The sequence below is a fragment of the Oryzomicrobium terrae genome, assembly GCF_008274805.1.
Taxonomy (GTDB): Bacteria; Pseudomonadota; Gammaproteobacteria; order Burkholderiales; family Rhodocyclaceae; genus Oryzomicrobium; species Oryzomicrobium terrae.
Genome location: NZ_CP022579.1, coordinates 2,716,113 through 2,737,575, shown reverse-complemented (window position 1 = coordinate 2,737,575; position 21,463 = coordinate 2,716,113). Strand labels below are relative to the sequence as shown.

General features: G+C 63.5%; 19 protein-coding genes. 8 read left to right on the top strand and 11 right to left on the bottom strand.

What is annotated here, in order from left to right:
• Nucleotides 1-51: 51 nt before the first annotated feature.
• Complete coding sequence (tatC, locus tag OTERR_RS12365; protein ID WP_054621301.1) at nt 52-825, top strand: twin-arginine translocase subunit TatC; 774 nt, start codon at nt 52-54, stop codon at nt 823-825.
• On the opposite strand, the gene OTERR_RS12360 is transcribed toward tatC, so the two are convergent.
• Together OTERR_RS12360 and OTERR_RS12355 are read right to left on the bottom strand one after the other, a co-directional pair.
• Nucleotides 826-1,632, bottom strand: a complete 807-nt coding sequence (locus tag OTERR_RS12360) for a class II glutamine amidotransferase (RefSeq protein WP_149425950.1) — start codon at nt 1,630-1,632, stop codon at nt 826-828.
• Nucleotides 1,633-1,670: 38 nt separating this feature from the next.
• Nucleotides 1,671-2,849, bottom strand: coding sequence for a Do family serine endopeptidase (locus tag OTERR_RS12355; RefSeq protein WP_149425949.1), 1,179 nt, complete (start codon nt 2,847-2,849; stop codon nt 1,671-1,673).
• A 143-nt stretch (nt 2,850-2,992) separates the two neighbouring features.
• Here OTERR_RS12355 and OTERR_RS12350 point away from each other — a divergent pair, with 143 nt between their 5' ends.
• From OTERR_RS12350 to OTERR_RS12340, 3 genes are all read left to right on the top strand, one after another.
• Nucleotides 2,993-3,736, top strand: a complete 744-nt coding sequence (locus tag OTERR_RS12350) for a Nif3-like dinuclear metal center hexameric protein (protein WP_149426542.1) — start codon at nt 2,993-2,995, stop codon at nt 3,734-3,736.
• Between the two features lie 111 nt (nt 3,737-3,847).
• Entirely contained in the window at nt 3,848-4,549 is a 702-nt protein-coding gene (locus OTERR_RS12345; RefSeq protein WP_149425948.1) for a fumarylacetoacetate hydrolase family protein, read from the top strand.
• A gap of 151 nt (nt 4,550-4,700) precedes the next feature.
• On the top strand, nt 4,701-8,261 hold the full coding sequence (locus OTERR_RS12340) for a bifunctional diguanylate cyclase/phosphodiesterase (RefSeq protein WP_149425947.1): 3,561 nt from the start codon (nt 4,701-4,703) through the stop codon (nt 8,259-8,261).
• 3 nt (nt 8,262-8,264) lie between these two features.
• Here OTERR_RS12340 and OTERR_RS12335 read toward each other — a convergent pair whose 3' ends face one another.
• The 9 genes from OTERR_RS12335 to OTERR_RS12295 form a co-directional block, all read right to left on the bottom strand.
• Nucleotides 8,265-9,365, bottom strand: a complete 1,101-nt coding sequence (locus OTERR_RS12335; protein ID WP_149425946.1) for a protein-glutamate methylesterase/protein-glutamine glutaminase — start codon at nt 9,363-9,365, stop codon at nt 8,265-8,267.
• Entirely contained in the window at nt 9,362-9,904 is a 543-nt protein-coding gene (locus OTERR_RS12330) for a chemotaxis protein CheD (protein WP_054621294.1), read from the bottom strand. The genes OTERR_RS12335 and OTERR_RS12330 overlap by 4 nt, the downstream gene beginning before the upstream one ends.
• Nucleotides 9,905-9,944: 40 nt before the next feature.
• On the bottom strand, nt 9,945-10,784 hold the full coding sequence (locus tag OTERR_RS12325; RefSeq protein ID WP_149425945.1) for a CheR family methyltransferase: 840 nt from the start codon (nt 10,782-10,784) through the stop codon (nt 9,945-9,947).
• Nucleotides 10,777-11,361 carry a chemotaxis protein CheW gene (locus tag OTERR_RS12320; protein WP_149425944.1) on the bottom strand — a complete coding sequence of 195 codons (585 nt, stop codon included), beginning with the start codon at nt 11,359-11,361 and terminating at the stop codon, nt 10,777-10,779. Before OTERR_RS12320 ends, OTERR_RS12325 begins: the two co-directional genes overlap by 8 nt.
• Nucleotides 11,362-11,371: 10 nt before the next feature.
• Nucleotides 11,372-13,000, bottom strand: coding sequence for a methyl-accepting chemotaxis protein (locus tag OTERR_RS12315; protein ID WP_149425943.1), 1,629 nt, complete (start codon nt 12,998-13,000; stop codon nt 11,372-11,374).
• Nucleotides 13,001-13,089: 89 nt separating this feature from the next.
• The gene (locus OTERR_RS12310) at nt 13,090-15,321 is read right to left on the bottom strand and encodes a chemotaxis protein CheA (RefSeq protein WP_149425942.1); all 2,232 of its coding nucleotides are present in this window, start codon (nt 15,319-15,321) and stop codon (nt 13,090-13,092) included.
• The gene (locus tag OTERR_RS12305) at nt 15,314-15,631 is read right to left on the bottom strand and encodes an STAS domain-containing protein (protein WP_149425941.1); all 318 of its coding nucleotides are present in this window, start codon (nt 15,629-15,631) and stop codon (nt 15,314-15,316) included. The genes OTERR_RS12310 and OTERR_RS12305 overlap by 8 nt, the downstream gene beginning before the upstream one ends.
• Before the next feature lie 20 nt (nt 15,632-15,651).
• A complete protein-coding gene (locus OTERR_RS12300) occupies nt 15,652-16,935 on the bottom strand; it encodes a methyl-accepting chemotaxis protein (RefSeq protein ID WP_149425940.1) in 1,284 nt (427 codons plus the stop codon).
• Between the two features lie 26 nt (nt 16,936-16,961).
• Nucleotides 16,962-17,327: a response regulator gene (locus OTERR_RS12295; RefSeq protein ID WP_054621287.1), complete on the bottom strand. Its 366-nt coding sequence runs from the start codon at nt 17,325-17,327 to the stop codon at nt 16,962-16,964.
• Nucleotides 17,328-17,707: 380 nt separating this feature from the next.
• Here OTERR_RS12295 and OTERR_RS12290 point away from each other — a divergent pair, with 380 nt between their 5' ends.
• The 4 genes from OTERR_RS12290 to OTERR_RS12275 all read left to right on the top strand — a co-directional run bounded on the left by OTERR_RS12290 (nt 17,708) and on the right by OTERR_RS12275 (nt 21,372).
• Nucleotides 17,708-18,382, top strand: a complete 675-nt coding sequence (locus OTERR_RS12290; protein WP_342780103.1) for a DUF2889 domain-containing protein — start codon at nt 17,708-17,710, stop codon at nt 18,380-18,382.
• 63 nt (nt 18,383-18,445) lie between these two features.
• Nucleotides 18,446-19,606 (top strand): ADP-forming succinate--CoA ligase subunit beta, encoded by a 1,161-nt coding sequence (sucC, locus tag OTERR_RS12285; RefSeq protein ID WP_054621286.1) that lies wholly within the window; start codon nt 18,446-18,448, stop codon nt 19,604-19,606.
• Between the two features lie 11 nt (nt 19,607-19,617).
• Nucleotides 19,618-20,511 carry a succinate--CoA ligase subunit alpha gene (gene sucD, locus OTERR_RS12280; protein ID WP_054621285.1) on the top strand — a complete coding sequence of 298 codons (894 nt, stop codon included), beginning with the start codon at nt 19,618-19,620 and terminating at the stop codon, nt 20,509-20,511.
• 135 nt (nt 20,512-20,646) lie between these two features.
• Nucleotides 20,647-21,372, top strand: a complete 726-nt coding sequence (locus OTERR_RS12275) for a TerC family protein (RefSeq protein ID WP_149425938.1) — start codon at nt 20,647-20,649, stop codon at nt 21,370-21,372.
• The last annotated feature ends 91 nt before the right edge of the window (nt 21,373-21,463 follow it).

The window sequence follows — 21,463 nt, the reverse complement described above, 5'->3', positions numbered from 1 at the left end:
CGGCGACGCCTTCCTGGCTCGAGCACCCCGTTCTCTTATTTTCGAGCGTCCATGAGCGACACGTCGCAGCCTCCATCTCAGGAAGATTCCTTCATCTCGCACCTGATCGAACTGCGGGATCGCCTGATCCGGGCGATCCTGGCGGTGGTGATCGTGTTCATCTGCCTGTTCCCGTGGGCCAAGGAACTCTATGCTGCTTTGGCCCAGCCGCTGATTGCCAGCCTGCCCCAAGGGGGGCAGATGATCGCCACCGATGTGGTCGGGGTGTTCCTGGTGCCCATGAAGGTCGCCATGATGGTGGCCTTCCTGATCGCCTTGCCCTACGTGCTCTATCAGGTCTGGGCCTTCATTGCCCCGGGGCTGTACGCCCATGAAAAGCGCCTGGTGCTGCCACTGGTGGTGGCGTCCCTGCTGCTTTTCGTCCTCGGCATGTCCTTTGCCTACTTCCTGGTCTTCCCCACGGTGTTCGGCTTCATGGCCAAGGTGGCGCCGGAAGGGGTGGCCTGGATGACCGACATCGACAAGTACCTGTCGTTCGTCATGACCACCTTCATGGCTTTCGGCGTTACCTTTGAAGTGCCGGTGATCGTCATTGTGCTGGTGCGCATGGGCATCGTCGAACTGCACAAGCTGAAGTCCGCCCGCCCCTACGTGATCGTTGGTGCCTTCATCATCGCTGCCGTGTTTACGCCGCCGGACGTGGTCTCCCAGTTCATGCTGGCGGTGCCCCTGTGCCTGCTCTACGAACTGGGCTTGTTCCTGGCCCGCTTCATCGGTTCAGGAAAACCCGAAGGGGAAGCCGAGAGCGAGAAAAAAACCGCCTGATCAGGCGGTTTTTTTTGGTGGTGCGGCGACGGTCGCCGCCTGGCGGACGACTTCGCCATCGGCAAACAACCATAGGGAGCCGGGGGGGAGGGACGACCACACTTCGTCATCGGTCAGCGGCGTGGTGGCGATTACGGCGACCCGGTCGTCAGGCGTGGTGACTTCGCTGAAATCCACTGTCACGTCCTGATCGGTCAGGTGCGCCTTGGCAAAGGGCGCGCGCCGGATGATGTGGGTAAGCCGGGTCGAGCAGTGGGCGTACAGCGCTTGTCCGTCCGAAAGCAGGAAATTGAATTCCCCTTGGCTACCCAGCTCCCGCGCCACTTCCGCAATGGTCGCGAACAGTGCTGCCTGGTCGGGGGGCGTGTCGCCATGGCGCAAGCGCAGGTGCTCGAGGAGATAGCAGAATGCCTTTTCGCTATCGGTCTCGCCGACCGGGCGGTAAGGTCCGGTGAACACCGGGGAAAAGTTCAGAAGGTTGCCGTTGTGGGCGAAGATCCAGTAGCGCCCCCACAGTTCACGCCGGAATGGGTGGGTGTTCTCCAGCCCGACCGGTCCCTGGGTCGCCTTGCGGATGTGGGCGATGACGTTGCGTGAGCGGATCGGGTACTGCTTGACCAGGGCGGCCACCGGCGACGCGGCGGAGGGTTCCGGATCGAGAAACAGGCGGACGCCCTTGCCCTCGAAGAAGGCGATGCCCCAGCCATCCTGGTGGATGTCGGTCAGTCCGCCCCGGGCGGTGAAGCCGGTAAAGGAAAAACATATATCGGTCGGCACATTGCAGTTCATGCCGAGAAGCTGACACATGGGATGACTCCGGGGTAACTCCGCTGGATGATGATGGCTTATTCGTCTTCGCTCGGCGTCGGGCGACGCATCGGCGGGCGTTTGCCGATCTTGATGCTCAGCTCGACCTCGCCCTGGCCGCGGCGCAGTTTGAAAGCGGTGCTTTGGCCGGGATGCAGGTTGGCGACCAGGTTGAGCATGGTTTCCGGATCCTCGACCTTCTTGCCGCCAACGGCCACGAGGATATCGCCGGGTTTGACACCGGCCGCATCGGCCGGCCCACCGCGCACGACGCCCGAGATGAGGGCGCCGTCGCTGCTCGGGAGCCGGAAGGACTCCGCCAGTTCCGGGGTTATGTCCTGGACCTCGACGCCGATCCAGCCACGGGTCACCGTACCGTTCTGGACGATCTGTTCCATCACCGCCTTGGCCGTGGAAACCGGAATGGCGAAACCGATACCGAGGGAGCCGCCGGAACGGGAATAGATGGCGGTGTTGATGCCGATCAGGTTGCCCGAGGCATCCACCAGGGCGCCGCCGGAATTGCCCGGGTTGATGGCCGCATCGGTCTGAATGAAATTCTCGAAGGTGTTGATCCCCAGGTGCGAGCGCCCCAGGGCGGAGACGATGCCCATGGTCACCGTCTGGCCGACGCCGAACGGGTTGCCGATGGCCAGCACTACGTCGCCGACCTTGACCGAATCCATCTGGCCGAAGGTGATGGCCGGTAGGGGGGATTTGTCGGCCCCCTTGATCTGGAGCACCGCCAGGTCGGTATCCGGATCGCTGCCGACGATGCGGGCCTTGCTCTTGCGGCCGTCGGCCAAGGCCACCTCGATGTCGTCGGCGGCTTCCACCACGTGGTAGTTGGTCAGAATGTAGCCGTTGGCACTGACGATCACGCCTGAACCCAGGCCCGAGGTTTGTTGCGGCTCATTGTCGCTGTCGCCGAAACGGTCGCCAAAGAAGTGACGGAAAACCGGGTCGTCGAGCAGGGGGTGGCGCGGGGTTTTGACCTCTTTGGTGGTGTAAATGTGCACCACCGAGGGGAGGGCGGTCTTGGCCGCGTCGCGGAACCCGGCGGCGGCCGACACCTGGTCGCTGCCCGCCGCGACTTCGTGCAGGGCCACGATGCCGTTGCCCCGCCCGAGCCATTCCGGCTTGAGGGTGGAGACGACGAAGAGAACGGCGAGACTGATGGTCACCGTTTGTGCAAAAATCAGCCAGAACCTGCGCATGGGCGTTTTCGGAAAGACAAAATGGGTGAAATGATGACGGCGAGAAACGCAGAGCCGGCCGGCGCGCTGTGGAAACTGCGAGATTTGATGGATATCCCTGGGGTGCGACATCGGGCGTGCGGAGGTCGCTCATGAAGACATCGGTGGCCACTGCCGAACTGGCGCGTTACCTCGATGAAATCCTTGAAACAGCGCGGTTCAAGGATTATTGCCCAAACGGTCTGCAAGTGGAAGGCCGCTCCCGGGTCGGCAAGATCGTTGCCGGGGTCACCGCCTGCCAGGCCCTGCTCGATGCAGCGGTAGCCCGGGGAGCCGACGCCGTACTGGTCCATCACGGCTATTTCTGGCGTGGCGAAAATCCCACCCTGGTCGGCATTCGCCAGCGCCGCATCAAGACCCTGATCGACCACGAGCTCAACCTACTGGCTTATCACCTGCCCCTTGATGCCCATCCGGAGTTGGGCAACAACGCCCAACTTGCCGAGCGGCTCGGATTGGTGGCGGATGCACGCTTCGGCGAACAGGACATCGGTTGGCTCGGTCGGCCCTGCCAGCCAATGACGCTGCAGGAGTTGGCCGCGCGGGTCGGCCAGGCCCTTGGACGGAGCCCCCTGGTGGTGGGAGAGGACCGCCCCTTGCGGCGCATCGCCTGGTGTACCGGAGGCGCCCAGGGCTACCTTGAAGCGGCCGTGGTTGCTGGCGCGGATGCCTATATTTCCGGCGAGATTTCCGAGCCGACGGTGCATCTTGCCCGGGAGACCGGTGTCGCCTACCTGGCCTGCGGCCACCACGCTACCGAGCGCTATGGCATTCAAGCTCTGGCCCGCCGTGTGGCGGAGCATTTCGGTATCGACTGGGAGTTCGTCGATATCGACAATCCGGCCTGAGTGACCGGAGGCGGTCCCAGCTGCTACCTGTACCAGCTGCTATCCGATGTTGCCGGTCTGGCCGGCCTTCGTTACTTCAAATAAAACCAGCGCTTCCCCCCAGGAGTTTCCATGAGCCTCGTTCTGCCCCGCCCCGAACTGCCCACCTTGGCTGTTGCCGGCAGTTCCGACCGTTTTCCTCTGCGCCGCGTCTTCTGCGTCGGTCGCAATTACGCCGATCACGCTCGCGAGATGGGGCACGATCCGGACCGGGAGCCGCCGTTCTTCTTCTGCAAGCCTACCGACGGGGTGGTGCCGTGCGACACCGCGGCTATCGCCGTCAGTGTGGCTTATCCGCCGGCAACCCAGGACCTGCACCATGAGGTCGAACTGGTGGTGGCGCTGGCGGGCGGTGGGCGGGACATCCCGGTGGCGCAGGCGCTCGGCAAGGTGTTCGGCTACGCCGTGGGCCTCGATCTGACCCGGCGCGACCTGCAAGCCCGTGCCAAGGCAAAGGGCCATCCCTGGGACATGGGCAAGGGCTTCGATCAGTCTGCGCCGGTCTCGGCCCTGGCACCGGCCGCTGACATCGGCCATCCGGAAGCGGGGGCAGTGACCTTGACGATCAATGGCCAGGTACGCCAGCAGGGCAACCTCAACCAGATGATCTGGTCGATTCCCGAAGTCATTGCCAACCTGTCCACCCTGGTCGAACTGCGTCCGGGCGACCTGATCTTTACCGGCACGCCGGCCGGGGTCGGACCGGTGAATCGCGGTGACCGCCTGGAAGGCCAGGTTGAGGGCGTGGGTGGCTTGACCGTGGTTTTTGCCTGAGGCGCAGGGAGTGCCGTGGTGTGGCATCTGTCATACCACGGTCGATCGTGTTCCCTGTATATAGGGGCATGACTCGTCGCGCCTGCCTCCTCCCCATCGCAGCCCTTGCGGGAGGGGCTGGGGTGCCTGGCCTGGGGGAAGGGCGGAGACGATGAAGTTCAAGACCAAGTCCACCCTGATCCTGACCCTGATCGTTGCCGTACTGCTTGGGGTCGGGGCCCTGGTCCAGCTACAGGTGACCCAGGAGCGGCTGCGTCAGACCCTGGCCGATCAGCAGTTCACCCTGGTCACCCAGGTGGCCAGCGAAATCGACGCGCGCATGCGTCTCAACACCGCGGCCCTCAGTGCGGCGGCGGCCAGCGCAGGTGGGGAGATGCAAGGCAGGGCGGCCGCAGCCTTTCTGGCCGATCAGAAAGCACTCCAGGAACTGTTCGATGAACTGGTGATGCTCGATGGCACGGGTGTGGTCATCGCCGATTTTCCTCCCCGGGAAGGGCGTGTCGGTCGTCCCGGCAACAACTTCACCCCCTATCTTCCTTACGGCCGTGAAGTTGCCAGTGCCGGCGTGATCATCCCGCCGCCTTACCTGGGGCCCATCCTGCAGGAGCCGGTCCAGGCCATTCTGGCGCCGATACGCAATGCAGAGGGGGGAGTGAGCGGCTATTTAGTCGGGTTGCTGCGTATCGCTCAGCCGGGTTTCCTCGGCGGTTTAGCGACCCGCCAGGTGGGAAAAACCGGGCACTTTTCCGTGTTTACCCAGAATCGGATCGCTCTGGTTAGCCGCTTTCCCGAGCGCATCCTCAAGGAAGTGGCGCCCTATGGCGCCAACCCCTGGCTCGACCAGGCCCTACAAGGCTTTGAGGGGGTCCGCGATGGAAGGACAAGCTACGGGGAGCCGGCGGTCATGGCCTTCCGTACGGTACGTTCCACCGGCTGGGTCGTGGCCGCAGTACTGCCCGCCGCCGAAGCCTATGCCCCCATTTTTGTACTGCAGCGGACGGTCATTGCCTTTCTCTTCGTCGGTACGGCACTGATGGGCGGCGCCGTCTGGTTCGGCGCGCGACGCATCGTGGCCCCCCTGGCCCGGCTGCGCAATCACATCCGCCACCTGCGAACCGATCCGACCCAGATTGCCAAGATGCCTTTGGCACCAACTCCGGCCAGCCGCGATGAAATCGGCCGTATTGCCGAGGAGTTCCGTTCCATCCTGCAGGAGTTGGCGGGGGCCCGGAGCTTGGCAGAAGAGCGGGCCAACGAACTGCAGTCGATCCTCGATGCCAGTCCTATCGTCATTGGCTTGGTCCAGGAGCGCTGCCTGATCCGGGTCAACCGGGTGTTCGAGGCGATGTTCGGCTGGAGCCCCGCCGAAGCGGCCAACCAGAGCGTGGAGCCCTATTACCTGGATCATGACGACTTCCTGGCGTTCGGCCAGGAGCTTTATCCTGCCTTGCTGCAGGGCGGGGTGGCCAAGTTCGAGCGCCGCTTCCGGCATCGCTCGGGGCGTGTTTTCTGGGCAAATTTCTATGCCTGTCTGCTCGACACGAGTCAGCCTGATAAAGGCTTGATCATCATGGTCGAGGACATCGACGACCGCCGCCGCCGGGAAGAGGCGTTGCACGAAAGCGAAGCCCGCTATCGGCAGATGTTCGAGAACAACACTTCGGTGATGCTCCTGTCGGACCCCCAGAGCCACCGGGTGGTGGACGCCAATCCGGCCGCCTGCCGGTTCTACGGCTATGCTCACGAAGCCTTGGTGGGCATGTCGGTCTGGGACATCAGCGCGCTGGGACCGGACGAGGTGGCGGTGGAAAAGGAGGCAGCGCAACGGGAAGGGCGTCCCTGCTTCCATTTGCGCCATCGTCTGGCCAGCGGCGATGTGCGCGAAGTGGAGGTCCATGCCGGCGCACTGGAAGTGCGCGGCCGTTTGCTGACCTACTCGATCGTGCATGACATCACCGCCCGGTGCCGTGCCGAGGCCCAACTGCAGCTGGCGGCCACGGTGTTCGAAGGTTCCGGCGAGGGAATCGTCATCACCGATGCGGACAACCGCATCCTCTCGGTGAACAAGGCGTTTACCGCGATCACCGGCTATCCACCCGAGGAAGTCATCGGCCAGGATCCACGCATTCTGGCCTCGGGGCGGCACGATAAGGACTTTTACGCCGCCCTGTGGCAATCGCTGCTCTACCAGGGGAGCTGGCAAGGCGAGATTTGGAACCGCCGCAAGAGCGGCGAGATTTTCCCTGAGTGGTTGTCGATCTTCGTCGTCAACGACAGCTACATGCGTACCTCGCCGGCGGGCGAAAATGCGGGGCGGCACTTCGTAGCGGTGTTCGCCGACATAACCGAGCGCAAGAACTCCGAGGCCCGCATTCGCCATTTGGCCGAGCACGATCCGCTTACCGATTTGCCCAATCGGACCTTGCTGGCGGATCGCCTGGCTCTGGCCCTGGCGCATGCGGATCGGGACCAGCGCCAGTTGGCCGTGTTGTTTCTCGACCTGGACCGATTCAAGAACATCAATGACTCTCTCGGCCATCAGATCGGCGATGGCTTGCTCCGGCAGGTGGCGAGCCGTATCCAGGCCGAAGTCCGGGCCACCGATACGGTGGCCCGCCCGGGCGGCGACGAGTTCGTCGTGCTGTTGCCGGACATCGAGTCACCCCAGGATGCGGCGGTGGTCGCCAGCAAGTTGCTGCACTCCCTGGGACAAGCCTACGAAGTGGATGGCCACGACCTGATAGTGACGGCCAGCATCGGCATCAGCGTCTTCCCTGACGATGGCCGGGATGCAACGGCGCTGGTGCAGAACGCCGATACGGCGATGTATTACAGCAAGGAGTCGGGACGCAATGCCTTCCACTTCTTCACCGCTGACATGAATGCTCGGGTGCTTGAGCGCCTCTCTCTGGAAACCAGTCTGCGCCGGGCGTTGGAACGCAACGAGTTCGTGCTGCACTTCCAGCCCCAGGTGGGCCTGATCGGCGAGCAACGCGACCAATTGGTCGGAATGGAAGCCTTGGTGCGTTGGCAGCATCCGGACCTTGGCCTGGTGGCGCCGGGACGCTTCATCCCGGTGGCCGAGGATTGCGGACTGATTATTGCCCTGGGGGAGTGGGTACTGCGCGAATCCTGCCGCCAGGCGCGGGAATGGCAACTGATCCGGGAGGCTCAGGGCCTGTCGCCGGTGCCGGTGGCTGTGAATATCTCGGCCCTGCAGTTCCGCCATTCCGGGCTTGAGGCGTCGGTGGTGGCGGCCCTGGCCGACAGCGGTCTGCCGCCGCAGCTGCTGGAGCTGGAATTGACCGAGAGCATCATGATGCAGGATGCGGAGCGGGCTCTGGAGTTGCTGGACCGTCTCAAACAGCGCGGTGTCAGCCTGTCCATCGACGACTTTGGCACCGGCTACTCGTCCCTGGCCTACCTGAAGCGCTTCCCCATCGACAAGCTCAAGATCGACCGTACTTTTGTCCGCGACATCGCCACCAGTGCCGACGATGCGACCATTGCCGCGACCATCGTCAATATGGCCCGTTCGCTCAAGCTCCTGGTGCTGGCCGAAGGTGTGGAAACCGAGGCGCAGCAGGCGTTTCTCGCCGACCTGGGGTGCAACTACATGCAGGGCTACCTGGTCAGCCCGCCGGTGGGGGCCGACCACTTTCAAACCACCTACCTGCTGCCGGCGATCGCGGCGGAAGCCGGGATGATCTAGCTGTCAGCCCCGCGCTGCGGCCAGGATGGCCTCGGGGATCCGTTCCAGGGGCAGCACCGTCTTGGCACCACCCAGCTTGATCGCTTCCTTGGGCATGCCGAAGACCACGCAGCTGGCTTCGTCCTGAGCCACGGTATGGGCCCCGGCATCGGCCATCTCCTTGAGTCCCTTGGCGCCATCGTCACCCATGCCGGTCATGATGATGCCCAGCACGTTCTTGCCGGCGAACTTGGCGCAGGAGCGGAACAGTACATCCACGCTGGGGCGGTGGCGGTTGACCAGGGGGCCATCCACTACTTCCACGGTGTACTGGGCGCCGCTGCGCGACAGCAGCATGTGCTTGCCGCCTGGAGCGATCAGCGCCAGACCAGGGCGGACCCGGTCGCCATGCTTGGCCTCCCGTACCTCGATCTGGCACAGGCTGTTGAGCCGTTCGGCAAACAGGGCGGTGAATTTTTCTGGCATGTGCTGCACCACCACGATGCCCGGACAGACTGCCGGCAGACGGGTGAGCACCGCTTCCAGGGCTTGGGTGCCACCGGTGGAGGTGCCGATGGCGATGATCTTTTCAGTGGTGCCGATCATGCCCGCACCGGTCCCCAATCCCGGGGAGATGATGGCGTCGGCGGTGAGTTTGGGCGGCACTTTGAGCACGCCATCGGCTCCTATGGTGGGCAGGGATGGAATCAGCTTGCGCACATTGGCCCGGGCGGCGGCCTTGATGGCACCGACCAGGTCGGAGTGGGCGTCTTCGAGAAACTGCTTCAGTCCGGCCTTGGGTTTGGTGATGATGGAGACCGCTCCGGCCGCCAGGGCATCCATGGTTGCCTGGGCGCCTTTCTCGGTCAGGGTTGAACAGATCACCACCGGGGTGGGGCGCTCGGCCATGATCTTCTTCAGGAAGGTCAGGCCGTCCATGCGGGGCATTTCGATATCGAGCACGATCACGTCGGGCCATTGCCGACGCATGTGCTCCAGAGCAAAGAGGGGGTCCGGGGCGGCACCGAGCACTTCGATACCCGGGGCGTTGGCCAGGGTTTGCCGGACGACCTGCCGCACCACGGCGGAATCGTCCACGATCATGACCTTGATGGGGGCGCTCATAAATGTGTCCTCGTCGGGTCGCGGGGGGCTTCCTGGAAGGCGAGCCAAGCATCGCCGCTCCACAGGTCGAATACTAATTTGCGATGCCCGTCACCGCCTAGGTGACGGGCGAGTATGGGGATGCGACGGGCCTTCAGCAGGGCTTCCGCCTGTTCGATGTTGCGCATGCCCACCTCCAGCCCGGCCTTGGCTTCCCGTCCCGGAAACATGTTGCCACCGCCGAACACCTTGGCGACGAACTCTTCCGGGCGGCAGCCGGCGCGGCGGATGGCGGCATCGAAGAGAGCCAGCGCCTCATCGGCGTAGCGGCCGTCCGGGGGCGTTACGGGCTTACCGCTCCGGCTTGGCAGCATGTAGTGACACAGGCCGCCGATGTGTCGTTGCGGGTGCCACAACGATATGGCGACACAGGAGCCCAGCAAGGTGCGGATGCGGGTTCGGCCACCCCCGAAGTGGAACTCGCCAGGATTGAGGAACACCTCGGTAAGGGGCTGGGAACGCGCATCTTCCGGGAATAGGGTGGCGGGAGGTACGGTCACGAGGGCTGGCGGGTCCAGGGGCGCGGCAACGGTAAGGCGATCAGGATTTGCGATAGATGGTTGGCGCAACGCTCTTCAAGGTTTCGGAAATGCCATTGAGGGTTTCCGAATGGCCGACGATGAAATGCCCGCCGGGCTTGAGCCGGGAGGTGAGATTAGCCACCACCTGGCGCTTGGTTTCTTGATCGAAGTAGATCATCACATTGCGCAGGAAGATTACATCACAGCTCGGGATGTCCGGCAGCGGCGCAATGAGGTTCACTGGGCGAAATGTCACATGCTCGCGTAATTCGCGGCCGATCAGGAAGGTTCCCGCCTGGCTGCGTACTCCCTTCAGGCAGTATTTGCGCAACAGGCCCGGGGGAATGCCGTCGGTCCGGTCCAGGGAGTAATGGCCGCGCTCGGCCCGTTCCAGCACCTGGCGGCTGATGTCCGAACCGAGAATTTGCCAGGGGGCGTTGAGTCCCAGGGTTTCCGCCAGGACCATGGCCATGGTGTAGGCCTCTTCGCCGGAGGAACTCGCCGCGCTCCAGACCTGAAAGGGGCGGCGGCCGTGCTCGGCCGCCACCTTGGCCAGAAAGTCGAAGTGCTTCGGCTCGCGGAAGAAGTAGGTCTCGTTGGTGGTCAGCTGATCCACCATGCGTTGCTGCTCTTCCGGGTGCTGGCCCGAGGTGACCAGCCGGTAGTACTCGCCGTAGCTGCTCAGCCCCAGTTCCTTGAGGCGTCGGGCCAGGCGCCCGGAGACCAGCACCTGCTTGCCCTCGGACAGGGCGATGCCGGCCAGGGAATAGATCAGGTCGCGAAAGAGGGCGAACTCCTTCGCCGTCAGGGCGCCGATCTCGCGGGAGGCAGTACTTGCTGCCGCGCGGGTATCAGCCATCGTGGCCGGGATGTTGGGCCGTGCTGGCAGCCGCACCGTCCAGGTTGGAGAGCAGGGCCAGCTCGTCCACCGACAGGACCTTGGTCACGTCGAGAATGATGACGAAGCGCCCGGCCACCCGGCCCATGCCGGCGATGAAGTCGGTGCGCAGGCGAGCGCCGAAGGCGGGGGGGGGCTCAACATCGCCCGGTGGGATGTCGAGCACTTCGGAAACCGCATCCACTACCACGCCGATGTCCTGGCGCTGGCCTTCCTCGCCCGTTGGAGTCTCGACGATGACGATGCAGGTGCGCTTGCCGACGGCGCTCTGACTGCCGCCGAAACGGGCCGACAGGTCGATCACCGGCACCACGGCGCCGCGTAGGTTGATCACCCCGCGGATGAAGCTGGGCATCATCGGGATCTCGGTAACCTGGCCGTACTCGATGATCTCCTTGACGTTGAGGATGCCGATGGCGAACAACTCACCGCCCAGGGTAAAGGTCAGCACCTGGTGGGCTTCCGCCCCGGTAGCCAGGGTGGTGGCCGGGGTGCCGACGCTCAGGACGGTGGCGGCTTGGGGAACGATCTGGCCCATGGCGATCTCCTCAGAAACGCTCGAAGTCGCGCTCGTCGAGCGCCAGGGGCGCCGAACGGGCGGGGGCCGGTGCTGCGGCCCGGGGGGCAGCGGTACGGACGGCGGGGGCAGGGCTGCGCTGCGCACTGCGCTGCCCTTCCTCATCGATGCGGAAGAAGTGCATCAGCCCTTGCAGTTGTTCGGCCTGGGCGCCCATTTCCTCGGCGGTGGCAGCCAGTTCCTCCGAGGCCGAGGCGTTCTGCTGAGTCGCCTGGTTGAGCTGGTTCATGGCCTGGTTGATCTGGTTGATACCGGAATTCTGCTCTTCGGAGGCCGAGGAGATTTCCTGCACCAGGTCGGAGGTGCGGCGGATCGACGGCACCATCTCGTCGAGCAGGCGACCGGCCTTTTCCGCCAGGCTGACGGAGGAACCGGCCAGTTCGCCGATTTCCTGGGCGGCAACCTGGCTGCGTTCGGCCAGCTTGCGCACTTCGGCGGCAACCACGGCAAAGCCCTTGCCGTGTTCGCCGGCCCGGGCGGCCTCGATGGCGGCATTCAGCGCCAGCAGATTGGTCTGGTAGGCAATGTCGTCGATGATGCCGATGCGGTCGGCGATCTTCTTCATGGCAGCAACCGTTTCGGTGACGGCAGCGCCACCCTCACCGGCTTCCTGGGCGGCCTTGGCGGCCATGCCGTCGGTGACCTTGGCGTTTTCAGAGTTCTGGGTCACCGAGGCGGCGGATTCTTCCAGGGTGGAGGTGATTTCCTCGACGCTGGCGGCCTGTTCCGAGGCGGACTGGGACAGGCTCTGGGCCGTGGCCGAAACCTCCTGAGAGGCAGACGACAGGCCGTCGGCCGCACCGCGCACCTCGCCGATGATCTGGGACAGCTTGCCCACCATGTGGCTCATGGCGGCGAGCAGCTGGCCGGTTTCATCCTTGCTCTGGGCGTTTAGCGTCAGGGTCAGGTCGCCTTCGGCCAGGCGGTTGGCCGCACCCACAGCTTCCACCAGGGGGCGGGTGATGCTGCGGGTGATGAAGATGGCGAAGACAAGGGCAATCAGCACGGCAACGGCGGCGGCGATGATCAGCTGGGTCCGGGTGGACTGGGCCAGTGCATCGGCAGCCTTGCCCGCGTCCTGCATAGACTGGGTTTCCTGATTGATCAGCGCTTCCAGTTCCTTGAAGTAGGCCTGCTGGGTGGTCCGCATATCGCCCAGCATGACCGTCACTGCTTCACTGCGCTGGTTCTTTTCCATCAGGCCCAGCATCTTGCGCAGTTGCTCTGTGTAGCCGGCACGGGCTGCTTTGACCTTTTCAATGGTGTTTTTTTCCTCAGCTGTTTTGGCTTCTTTTTCCAGGAAGGCCATTTGCTCGGAAATGATCTTGCTGGCCGGCGGAATACGGTCGGCTTCGCGCTTGATGGCTTCCGGGTTGTCCAGCAGCAGCATGTTGCGGGTCGTCCGCGCGGCCATATTGAGCTGGTCAATGATGGAGTTGGCCGATACCACCTTGGGGAAACGCTCATTGACGATACGGTTCATATCGTCGTTGACCTGATTGAGTTTGCCGATGGCGAGCACCGAAATGCCGATCAGCAGGATCAGCAGGGTAGCGAAGGCGATGCCTAGGCGAACACCGATGCGTAGGTTGCCGAACATAAGGGGATCTCCGATCTGGAAGAAGTTGAAATGGGGGGAAGTCGAAACGTGAATCAGGTTGGATGGCTACGCCGCCCGGGCGCAGCCGATCAAGTCTGGGGGCCGGAAAGCAAGGCTGGGTGCGCCTCCTGGCGAGGGAGGGGGGCGGATGAACTGCGGCGCTGATCTTCCGTGCGGCTGGCAATCTGGACCAGGGCCTGCACGTCGAGGATCAGGGCAACTTCGCCGCTGCCCAGGATGGTCGAGCCGCCAATGCCGCGCAGGTGACGGAAGAGGGCCCCCAGGGGTTTGATCACCGTCTGGAATTCGCCCAGCAGCTGATCCACCACCAGGCCGGCCTTCTGTCCGGCAACCTTGACCACCACCACGTTCTCCCGCACCGGGCGTTCGCCTTCGATGCCGAACAGGTCGCGCAGGCGGATGAAGGGCAGCACTTCGCCACGCAGGTTGAGGACGTTGCGGGCGTCGGAGTCGAGTTGCAGCTCCAGGCATTCCACTACTGCGTCCAGGGGCACCACGTAGGAGGCGCGTCCGGCACCGACCAAAAAGCCGTCGATGATGGCCAGAGTCAGCGGCAGGCGGATGGCGAAGCGGGTGCCCCGACCGGGCTCCGAGTGGATGTCCACCCGGCCGCGCAGGGCCTGGATGTTGCGCTTCACCACGTCCATGCCGACACCTCGGCCGGACAGGTTGGAGACCTGTTCGGCGGTGGAGAAACCGGGCTCGAAAATGAGGTGGTTGATCTCGTTGTCGGAGAGTGTCTGGCCCGGTGGCACCAGACCTTTATCGATGGCCTTCTGCAGGATGCGGTCGCGATTGAGGCCGCCACCGTCGTCGGCCACTTCGATGACGATGCTGCCCGAGTCGTGGAAGGCGTTGAGCAACAAGCGCCCGCGGGCGTCCTTGCCGGCGGCTTGGCGGGTCTCGGCGGATTCGATGCCGTGGTCGATGGCGTTGCGTACCAGGTGCATCAGCGGATCGCCGATCTTCTCGACCACACTCTTGTCCAGTTCGGTTTCGCCGCCCTTGACGACCAGTTCGATGTCCTTGCCGAGTTCCCGGGAGACGTCGCGCACCACCCGCTGGAAGCGGCCGAAGGTCTCGCCGATCTGCACCATGCGCAGCGCCAGGGCCTGGTCGCGAATGTTCTCCACCAGCCGGCTGACGACACCGGTGGATTCGGTGAGATCGGCCAGGCCAGCCTTGGACGCGAGCAGGTTGACCGCCGAGCCGGCGATCACCAGTTCGCCCACCAGGTCGATCAGACGGTCAAGCTTGTCGGCCTGGATGCGGATCAGGCGGGCTTCGGCGGCTTTCTTGTCGGCCACTTGCTTCTGCTTGGCGGCGGCGGCTTCGACCACTTCGGGTTGGACAACCTTTTGCTCGACCAGGATTTCCCCCAAGGGGTGGTGCACCGGGTGAGTGTCGGCAGTAGCGGCGACGGGGGCGGCGTTGGTTTCAGTCTGGCGGGTCAGCCCCTCGTCGAGCTCGGCCTGGGTCAGGGCGCCGATGCGCACCAGGATCTCGCCGAGCTTGAGCGGGTCCTCCGGCAGCGCGGCGATCAGGCCGATATAGTCGTGGACCTTGCTGTTGGGCGGGAGGATGCGCAGTTCACAGTCGTCCCGCACGAAATCAAAGACCTGTTCGATGGCCGCCTTGTCGGCACTGCTACGGAAGCGGATCTCGAAACCGAGGTAGCAGTTTTCCGGGTCCATCTCCGCCGCGGGGGGCAGGGCCTCGGTGAGGGTTTCCAGGCTGTCGATACTGCCCAGGGTGGCCAGGTAGCGCAGGAAATTGAGCGGGTCCATGCCGCTCTTCAGCACGTCGGCACCGAAGCGCAGCGAAATGTGCCAGCAGTCGCCACCCGCCACCAATCCGCCGCCGGAGGTTTGCACCGGCTCGATTTTCTCCGCCGGATGGGCACCGCCGCCTGCTTGCAGCCAGTCGGTTTCAAGGCGATGTTTGAGGTCGCGGCCTTCAATGGCCAACTCCTCGGGGGGGGCGCTTTGCCCGGCTTCGAGCACGCCAATCAGGCTGGCCATGTGGTCGGAGCAGGCCAGTAGCAGGGCCACCAGATCGCCGTTGGCACTGATTTCCCCCTCGCGCAGACGGGACAGGACGCTTTCCACGGCATGGGTGAAGGCGACGATGAAATCGCACTCCACCGTTCCGGCGGCCCCTTTGACGGTGTGGGCGGCACGGAAAATTCCGTTGATCAGGTCGGCATCGTCGGGGGTGTCCTCCAACTGGAGCAGTCCGGCCTCCAGTGCGGCGACCTGTTCTCGGGCTTCCTGGGCGAAGACGGCCAGCAGCTCATCCATGGCGTTGCTCTCCTTCCCGGGCGGAAATGATCAAGGGGTCGCCGAAATGGGCGGCCATGCGGTAGAAGTCGATGACCTCGCGTACTGCCGGGCTGTGGGCGACGATGCGCGCCGCATGGCCACGGCTGGCGGCTTCGCGTTTGGCCAGGAGTAGCAACTGAAAACCGGCGGTATCGATCTCGGCCACCAGGGACAGGTCGATCTCCAGGTCCTGGCCGGCTTCCAGGGCTTCCAGTAACTGGGCCTTTTGCGGCGCGGCGTTGTAGATGGTCATGTCGTCGGTGAACGTCAGGCGCAGGGGGGCGGACATGGCGGGCTTTCGGCGTTGGGTCAGAACAGTTCGACTTGGGGCGGAGCGCTGGCTGCCTCGGCAGCGGCACCGGCGGGCACCGCCTTGCCCAGGGCTTGGGCGTGGGTATCGCGCTGGCGCTGCATGACGTATTTGCCGTATAGATCGTCAAGGTGCTCGGCCAGGGGGCGGTAACTCAAGCTCTCGTCGTCGGACTGGCGCAACCGTTCGCTGAGAATCTTGGTATGGGCGGCCAGTTGTCCGAGGGCGTCGGAAATCTGTTCGAGCTGCTGTCGGGTGACATCCTGGAATTGCACGCTAGCCACTGCTTCGACGAACATCTGAGCCAGTTCTTCGCTGGATTGGCGGATGGTGCTGAGCACGGTGGCCTCGCTGCGCATCAGGTCCTCGTAGCGGCCGCCCAACTCGCTCAGCCGGTCGGCGAAGGTTTCCAGGGCGGTGCGCTCTCGATCCAGGCTGGAATGGGAGAGCTTGTCCTGGAATTGGGTGGCGATCGAGTCGGCTACCCCGGAGATACCCTGGTTGATCTTTTGTACCGCGCTTTCGGTTTCCGAGGACAGCTTGCGCACTTCGTCGGCCACCACGGCGAAGCCGCGGCCGGCTTCGCCAGCCCGGGCGGCTTCGATCGCGGCGTTGAGGGCGAGCAGGTTGGTCTGGGCGGCGATGTCCTTGACCAGTCCCGTGAGGGAGCCCAGAGCCCGGGCGTCGTTGACCACTTGGTTGACCCGTTGCTGGTCCCGTTCGGCGTCCTCGAGACGAGCCTGAATATAGGAGCGCATCTCCTCGATCAGGTGGGCGTTGTCGTTGATGCGGGCTTCGGCGGATTCGATGCGCTGGCTGGCCTGGTCCGAGCTTGCCTGCACAAAGTTGTTGAGCCGAGTGACTACGTCGTCGATGGCCTGCAGGCGTTCGGTGATCTGGTAGGCCGCCGTTTCGGTTTCAGCGGTGACGTCCTTGAGCTGGCCGCGCAGTACTTCGTTGAAGTCGGGGACGCTATTCAGCTCCGCCGCCACTTCATCGGTAATGGTGCGTACGGCGCTGCCTTTGGCCGACATGTCCCGGGCAGCGGTGGCCATGCCGTAGGCGTAGTCGCGGAAAAAGGCGATGGATACCAGGCGCTGGCCGAGAAAGGCCGATGCGAGGATGACCACGGTGCCAACCGCGTCGCCCAGGGGTTGGGCGATGCCGATGCCGGACAGCAGGTTGCTGTGGAACCAATCGTGGGCGAAGAAAACGACAACGGCCGCGCTCAGGGCGACGGCGAGGTAGACCAGGGTGATCCGTCCGAACAGGGACTGGGGCATCGTGAGGTGCTCCTAGGCGGAAAGGGTTAGCGCAGCACCAGCTTGATGGTGTTGAGCAGCTGGTCGGCGGTGGCCGGTTTGACGATCCAGCCGGAGGCGCCGGCCGCCTTGGCTTCGAGGCGCTTGCTCTGTTCGGATTCGGTGGTCAGGAAGAGGATGGGCATGAAGCGGCAGGCCGCCAGCTTGCGCACTTCCTTGATGAATTCGATACCGTTCATGCCGGGCATGTTGAGGTCGGTGATGAGCAGGTCGGCCTTGGTGCCGGCTTGGAATTTGCGCAGGCCTTCTTCGGCGTTGGCCGCTTTTTCAACGGCGTAGCCAGCCTTGGTGAGGATGCTGGAAATGCTGAGCAGGATGGTGGCGGAGTCATCCACCAGGAAAATGGTTTTCATGGGTGTGCAGGTTCCGAATATGAAGCTGTCGGTGAGGGTTATATGCCAAAAGAGGTTACGCAGCGTCAGCTGCGGGACAGGGCGAATGATATCTCTCATTCTCAAGACGCCGTAGAACCAGTCTCGATTTGTTAATGAAGATCAGTGACAAAGTCCTGCATTTCGTCATTTTTTGCGGAAAATTCGAGTTGTGTAACCTGATTCCGTAATTATGTATTCAAAACGGGGGCGGCTTGGCGCGGCTTTGTGTTAGAATGAGAGGCTTAGTCGCCGGGTTTGCGACCAGGTTATTTGTGCCTGGCGTCAGCCTCTCCACTTCATCCCCGTCCCAGGATTCGACGCCGATGCCTCTGCCTCCCCCGTCCGCGCCCCGCCGGCGGATGCACCTCCGCCAGGTGGTGCTGGAAGGCTATAAACGCGACGATGGCCTGTGGGACATCGAGGCGCGCCTGACCGACACCAAGGATCACGACTACCAGCTGTCCTCCGGTCTGCGCCTTCGCGGCGAAGCGGTGCACGATATGTGGCTGCGCGTGACCATCGATGCGCACTTCACCGTGGTGCAAGTGGCGGCGTCTTCAGACGCTACGCCCTTCATGGGTCATTGTGATGACATCGCCCCCGCTTACGACGCGCTGATCGGTCTCAATCTCTTTCAGGGGTTCCGCCAGGCAATCAAGGAACGTCTCGGCGGCGTTCTCGGCTGCTCCCACCTCACCGAACTGGCTCTGCAGATTCCCACTGCGGCCCTGCAGACCTACGCCAGCGAGGTCACCGACAACGAAGACACCGGTCAGAAGCCATACCAGCTCGACCGGTGTCATGCTTTGGAAACCACCACTCCAGTGGTCCGGCGCTACTATCCGCGCTGGTATCGGGGTGGTGCCTCCCCCGAGGAGAGCGCTGCTGGCCCCGTTGCCGCTGCTGCGCCATCCTCTCCCCCTGTTGCCCCGCAACAGCCGGTATCAGTTTCGGTTGCGACGCCGCATACCCTCTCAGCCTGCAAGGGCGATGCGGGTAATGACCCCGTGCGTTGTAGCCAATCGGTCGGGTAGGAAGGGTTTGTTCACACTTCCGCCTGCATTTGCCCCGCAACTCAACTCAAGCAAGGAAATCGCATGAAGATCCACGAATATCAGGGGAAAGAGATCCTGAGAAAGTTCGGCGTGGCGACCCCCCGCGGCATCCCCTGCTTCTCCGTCGACGAGGCGGTGAAGGCAGCGGAAACCCTGGGCGGCAAGATCTGGGTGGTGAAGGCCCAAATCCACGCTGGTGGCCGCGGTAAGGGCGGCGGCGTGAAGCTGGCCCGGTCCCTGGACGAAGTGCGCGAGCACGCCAACGCGATCCTCGGCATGCAGCTGGTGACTCACCAGACCGGCCCCGAAGGTCAGAAGGTTCGTCGCCTGCTCGTTGAAGACGGCGCCGACATCAAGAAGGAATACTACGTGGCGGCCCTGACTGACCGTGCCACCCAGAAGGTCGCCATGATGGCCTCCTCCGAGGGCGGCATGGACATCGAGGAAGTTGCCCACAGCACTCCTGAGAAGATCATCAAGGTGTTCGTCGATCCGGCCGTCGGCCTGACCGACGCCCAGGCGCTGGAACTGGCCAAGGGGATCGGCGTTCCCGAGGCTTCCCAGGCCCAGGCCATCGATACCTTCAAGAAGCTGTACACCTGTTACATGGAAACCGATGCTTCCCTGGCGGAAATCAACCCGCTGATCCTGGAAGGCAACGGCAACATCAAGGCTCTGGACGCCAAGTTCAACTTCGACTCCAACGCCCTGTTCCGTCATCCTGAAATCGTCGCCTACCGCGACCTGGATGAAGAGGACCCGGACGAAATCGAAGCCTCCAAGTTCGACCTGGCCTACATTTCCCTGGACGGCAACATCGGCTGCCTGGTGAACGGTGCCGGTCTGGCCATGGCCACCATGGACACCATCAAGCTGTTCGGCGCCGAGCCGGCCAACTTCCTGGACGTGGGCGGCGGCGCCACCACCGAGAAGGTCACTGAAGCCTTCAAGATCATGCTCAAGAACCCCAAGGTCAAAGGCATTCTGGTCAACATCTTCGGCGGCATCATGAAGTGCGACACCATCGCCACCGGCGTGGTCACCGCTGCCAAGGAAGTGAACCTGTCCGTGCCGCTGGTGGTGCGCATGAAGGGTACCAACGAAGACCTGGGCAAGCAGATCCTGAAGGATTCCGGTCTGCCGATCATCGCCGCCGACACCATGGCCGAAGCGGCCGAGAAGATCGTCGCTGCGGTCAAGTAAGGAGTTACTGAATGTCCATCCTGATCAATAAAGACACCAAGGTCATCACCCAGGGTATCACTGGTAAGACCGGCCAATTCCACACCGAAAAGTGCCAGGAATACGCCAACGGCAAGAACTGCTTCGTGGCCGGCGTGAACCCGAAGAAGGCCGGCGAAAAGATCTTCGACATCCCCATCTACGGGTCCGTCAAGGAAGCCGCCGCTGACACCGGGGCCACCGTGTCCGTCATCTACGTGCCGCCTGCCGGCGCAGCCGCAGCCATCTGGGAAGCCGTCGAAGCCGACCTGGATCTGGCCATCTGCATCACCGAGGGCATTCCCGTCCGCGACATGCTCGAAGTGCGCAACAAGATGAAGGCCAAGGTTGCCGCCGGTGGCAAGGAAACCCTGCTGCTCGGCCCCAACTGCCCCGGCCTGATCACCCCCGATGAAATCAAGATCGGCATCATGCCCGGTCACATTCACCGCAAGGGCCGCATCGGCGTGGTTTCCCGCTCCGGCACCCTGACTTACGAAGCCGTGGCCCAGCTGACCGAAATCGGTCTCGGCCAGTCTTCCGCGGTCGGTATCGGCGGCGACCCGATCAACGGCCTCAAGCACATCGACGTGATGCGCATGTTCAACGACGATCCCGACACCGACGCCGTGATCATGATCGGTGAGATCGGCGGTCCGGACGAAGCTGAAGCCGCCATGTGGTGCAAGGCCAACATGAAGAAGCCGATCGTTGGCTTCATCGCCGGTGTGACTGCCCCCCCGGGAAAGCGCATGGGCCACGCCGGCGCGCTGATCTCCGGTGGTGCCGACACCGCCGATGCCAAGCTCGCCATCATGGAAGAGTGCGGCTTCAAGGTGACTCGCAACCCGTCCGAGATGGGCCGGCTGCTCAAGTCCCTGCTGTAAGGAAGTGATTGCCGGAATCCGGCAATCGGAGGGGCAGGCCGTTGTGCCTGCCCCTTTTTCGTTGGTTCGCTGGTGCTTTGTTGAATCACTGCTGCGTGGAACTGCCCGCGGTAATTGCCGATTGACCCTATTCGTATGACCGTCGCTTTGGATAACCCCGCGTTCTGGATTGCCGTCGCCCAGATCATCGTCATTGACATCCTTCTCTCCGGCGATAACGCCGTGGTGATCGCCCTGGCCTGTCGCAACCTACCGGCCGAGCAGCGTCGCCAGGGGGTACTCTGGGGTGTTGCCGGGGCCCTGGGGCTACGGGTGTTGTTCACCTTTTTCGCCACCAGCCTGCTCGATCTGCCCTTTCTCAAGATAATCGGCGGACTGCTGTTGTTGTGGATCGGTGTCAAACTGCTGGTGCCCGAGTCGGAGGAAGAGCACAACCTGCCCGCTTCCGAACACTTGTGGGGGGCCGTGCGAACTATCATCACTGCCGATTTCGTAATGAGCCTGGATAACGTCGTTGCCGTTGCGGCTGCGGCAGAAGGCAGCCTTCCCCTGATTCTCTTTGGTTTGGCGGTCAGCGTGCCGTTCATCATCGGCGCCAGCCAGGGCGTGATGAAGCTGATGGATCGATTTCCGGTCATCATCACGGCCGGCGGCGGCCTGCTGGGCTGGGTCGCCGGCAGCATGTTGGTGACTGATCCGGTCATCCACCCGCACCTGAATCAATGGCTGGGGACCGAGGCTCCGGGGGCGCCCTTTCACCACTGGCTAGGTGGCGCCTTGGGGGCGGTGCTGGTCGTTGCCTTGGGGCGTTGGCTGGCCAATCGCCAGGACATTCGCGAGGCCGAAGCCGAGGATGCCTAGCTTTAGGGCTGGATGCGACGGATTGCACAGTTGGCGCCATTGCGGTTTGACGCGGCCGGAACGCCGCTGCCACAATTCCGCAATGCCGCTG

What these genes read in the sequence shown, in the direction of transcription:
- OTERR_RS12345 (WP_149425948.1), top strand. Translation starts at nt 3,848, where the DNA reads ATGAGCCTCGTTCTGCCCCGCCCCGAACTGCCCACCTTGGCTGTTGCC.
- OTERR_RS12355 (WP_149425949.1), bottom strand. Translation starts at nt 2,849, where the DNA reads ATGCGCAGGTTCTGGCTGATTTTTGCACAAACGGTGACCATCAGTCTC.
- OTERR_RS12315 (WP_149425943.1), bottom strand. Translation starts at nt 13,000, where the DNA reads ATGTTCGGCAACCTACGCATCGGTGTTCGCCTAGGCATCGCCTTCGCT.
- OTERR_RS12335 (WP_149425946.1), bottom strand. Translation starts at nt 9,365, where the DNA reads ATGAGCGCCCCCATCAAGGTCATGATCGTGGACGATTCCGCCGTGGTG.
- OTERR_RS12300 (WP_149425940.1), bottom strand. Translation starts at nt 16,935, where the DNA reads ATGCCCCAGTCCCTGTTCGGACGGATCACCCTGGTCTACCTCGCCGTC.
- OTERR_RS12320 (WP_149425944.1), bottom strand. Translation starts at nt 11,361, where the DNA reads ATGGGCCAGATCGTTCCCCAAGCCGCCACCGTCCTGAGCGTCGGCACC.
- OTERR_RS12310 (WP_149425942.1), bottom strand. Translation starts at nt 15,321, where the DNA reads ATGGATGAGCTGCTGGCCGTCTTCGCCCAGGAAGCCCGAGAACAGGTC.
- sucD (WP_054621285.1), top strand. Translation starts at nt 19,618, where the DNA reads ATGTCCATCCTGATCAATAAAGACACCAAGGTCATCACCCAGGGTATC.
- OTERR_RS12360 (WP_149425950.1), bottom strand. Translation starts at nt 1,632, where the DNA reads ATGTGTCAGCTTCTCGGCATGAACTGCAATGTGCCGACCGATATATGT.
- tatC (WP_054621301.1), top strand. Translation starts at nt 52, where the DNA reads ATGAGCGACACGTCGCAGCCTCCATCTCAGGAAGATTCCTTCATCTCG.
- OTERR_RS12325 (WP_149425945.1), bottom strand. Translation starts at nt 10,784, where the DNA reads ATGGCTGATACCCGCGCGGCAGCAAGTACTGCCTCCCGCGAGATCGGC.
- OTERR_RS12290 (WP_342780103.1), top strand. Translation starts at nt 17,708, where the DNA reads ATGCACCTCCGCCAGGTGGTGCTGGAAGGCTATAAACGCGACGATGGC.
- OTERR_RS12275 (WP_149425938.1), top strand. Translation starts at nt 20,647, where the DNA reads ATGACCGTCGCTTTGGATAACCCCGCGTTCTGGATTGCCGTCGCCCAG.
- sucC (WP_054621286.1), top strand. Translation starts at nt 18,446, where the DNA reads ATGAAGATCCACGAATATCAGGGGAAAGAGATCCTGAGAAAGTTCGGC.
- OTERR_RS12295 (WP_054621287.1), bottom strand. Translation starts at nt 17,327, where the DNA reads ATGAAAACCATTTTCCTGGTGGATGACTCCGCCACCATCCTGCTCAGC.
- OTERR_RS12305 (WP_149425941.1), bottom strand. Translation starts at nt 15,631, where the DNA reads ATGTCCGCCCCCCTGCGCCTGACGTTCACCGACGACATGACCATCTAC.
- OTERR_RS12340 (WP_149425947.1), top strand. Translation starts at nt 4,701, where the DNA reads ATGAAGTTCAAGACCAAGTCCACCCTGATCCTGACCCTGATCGTTGCC.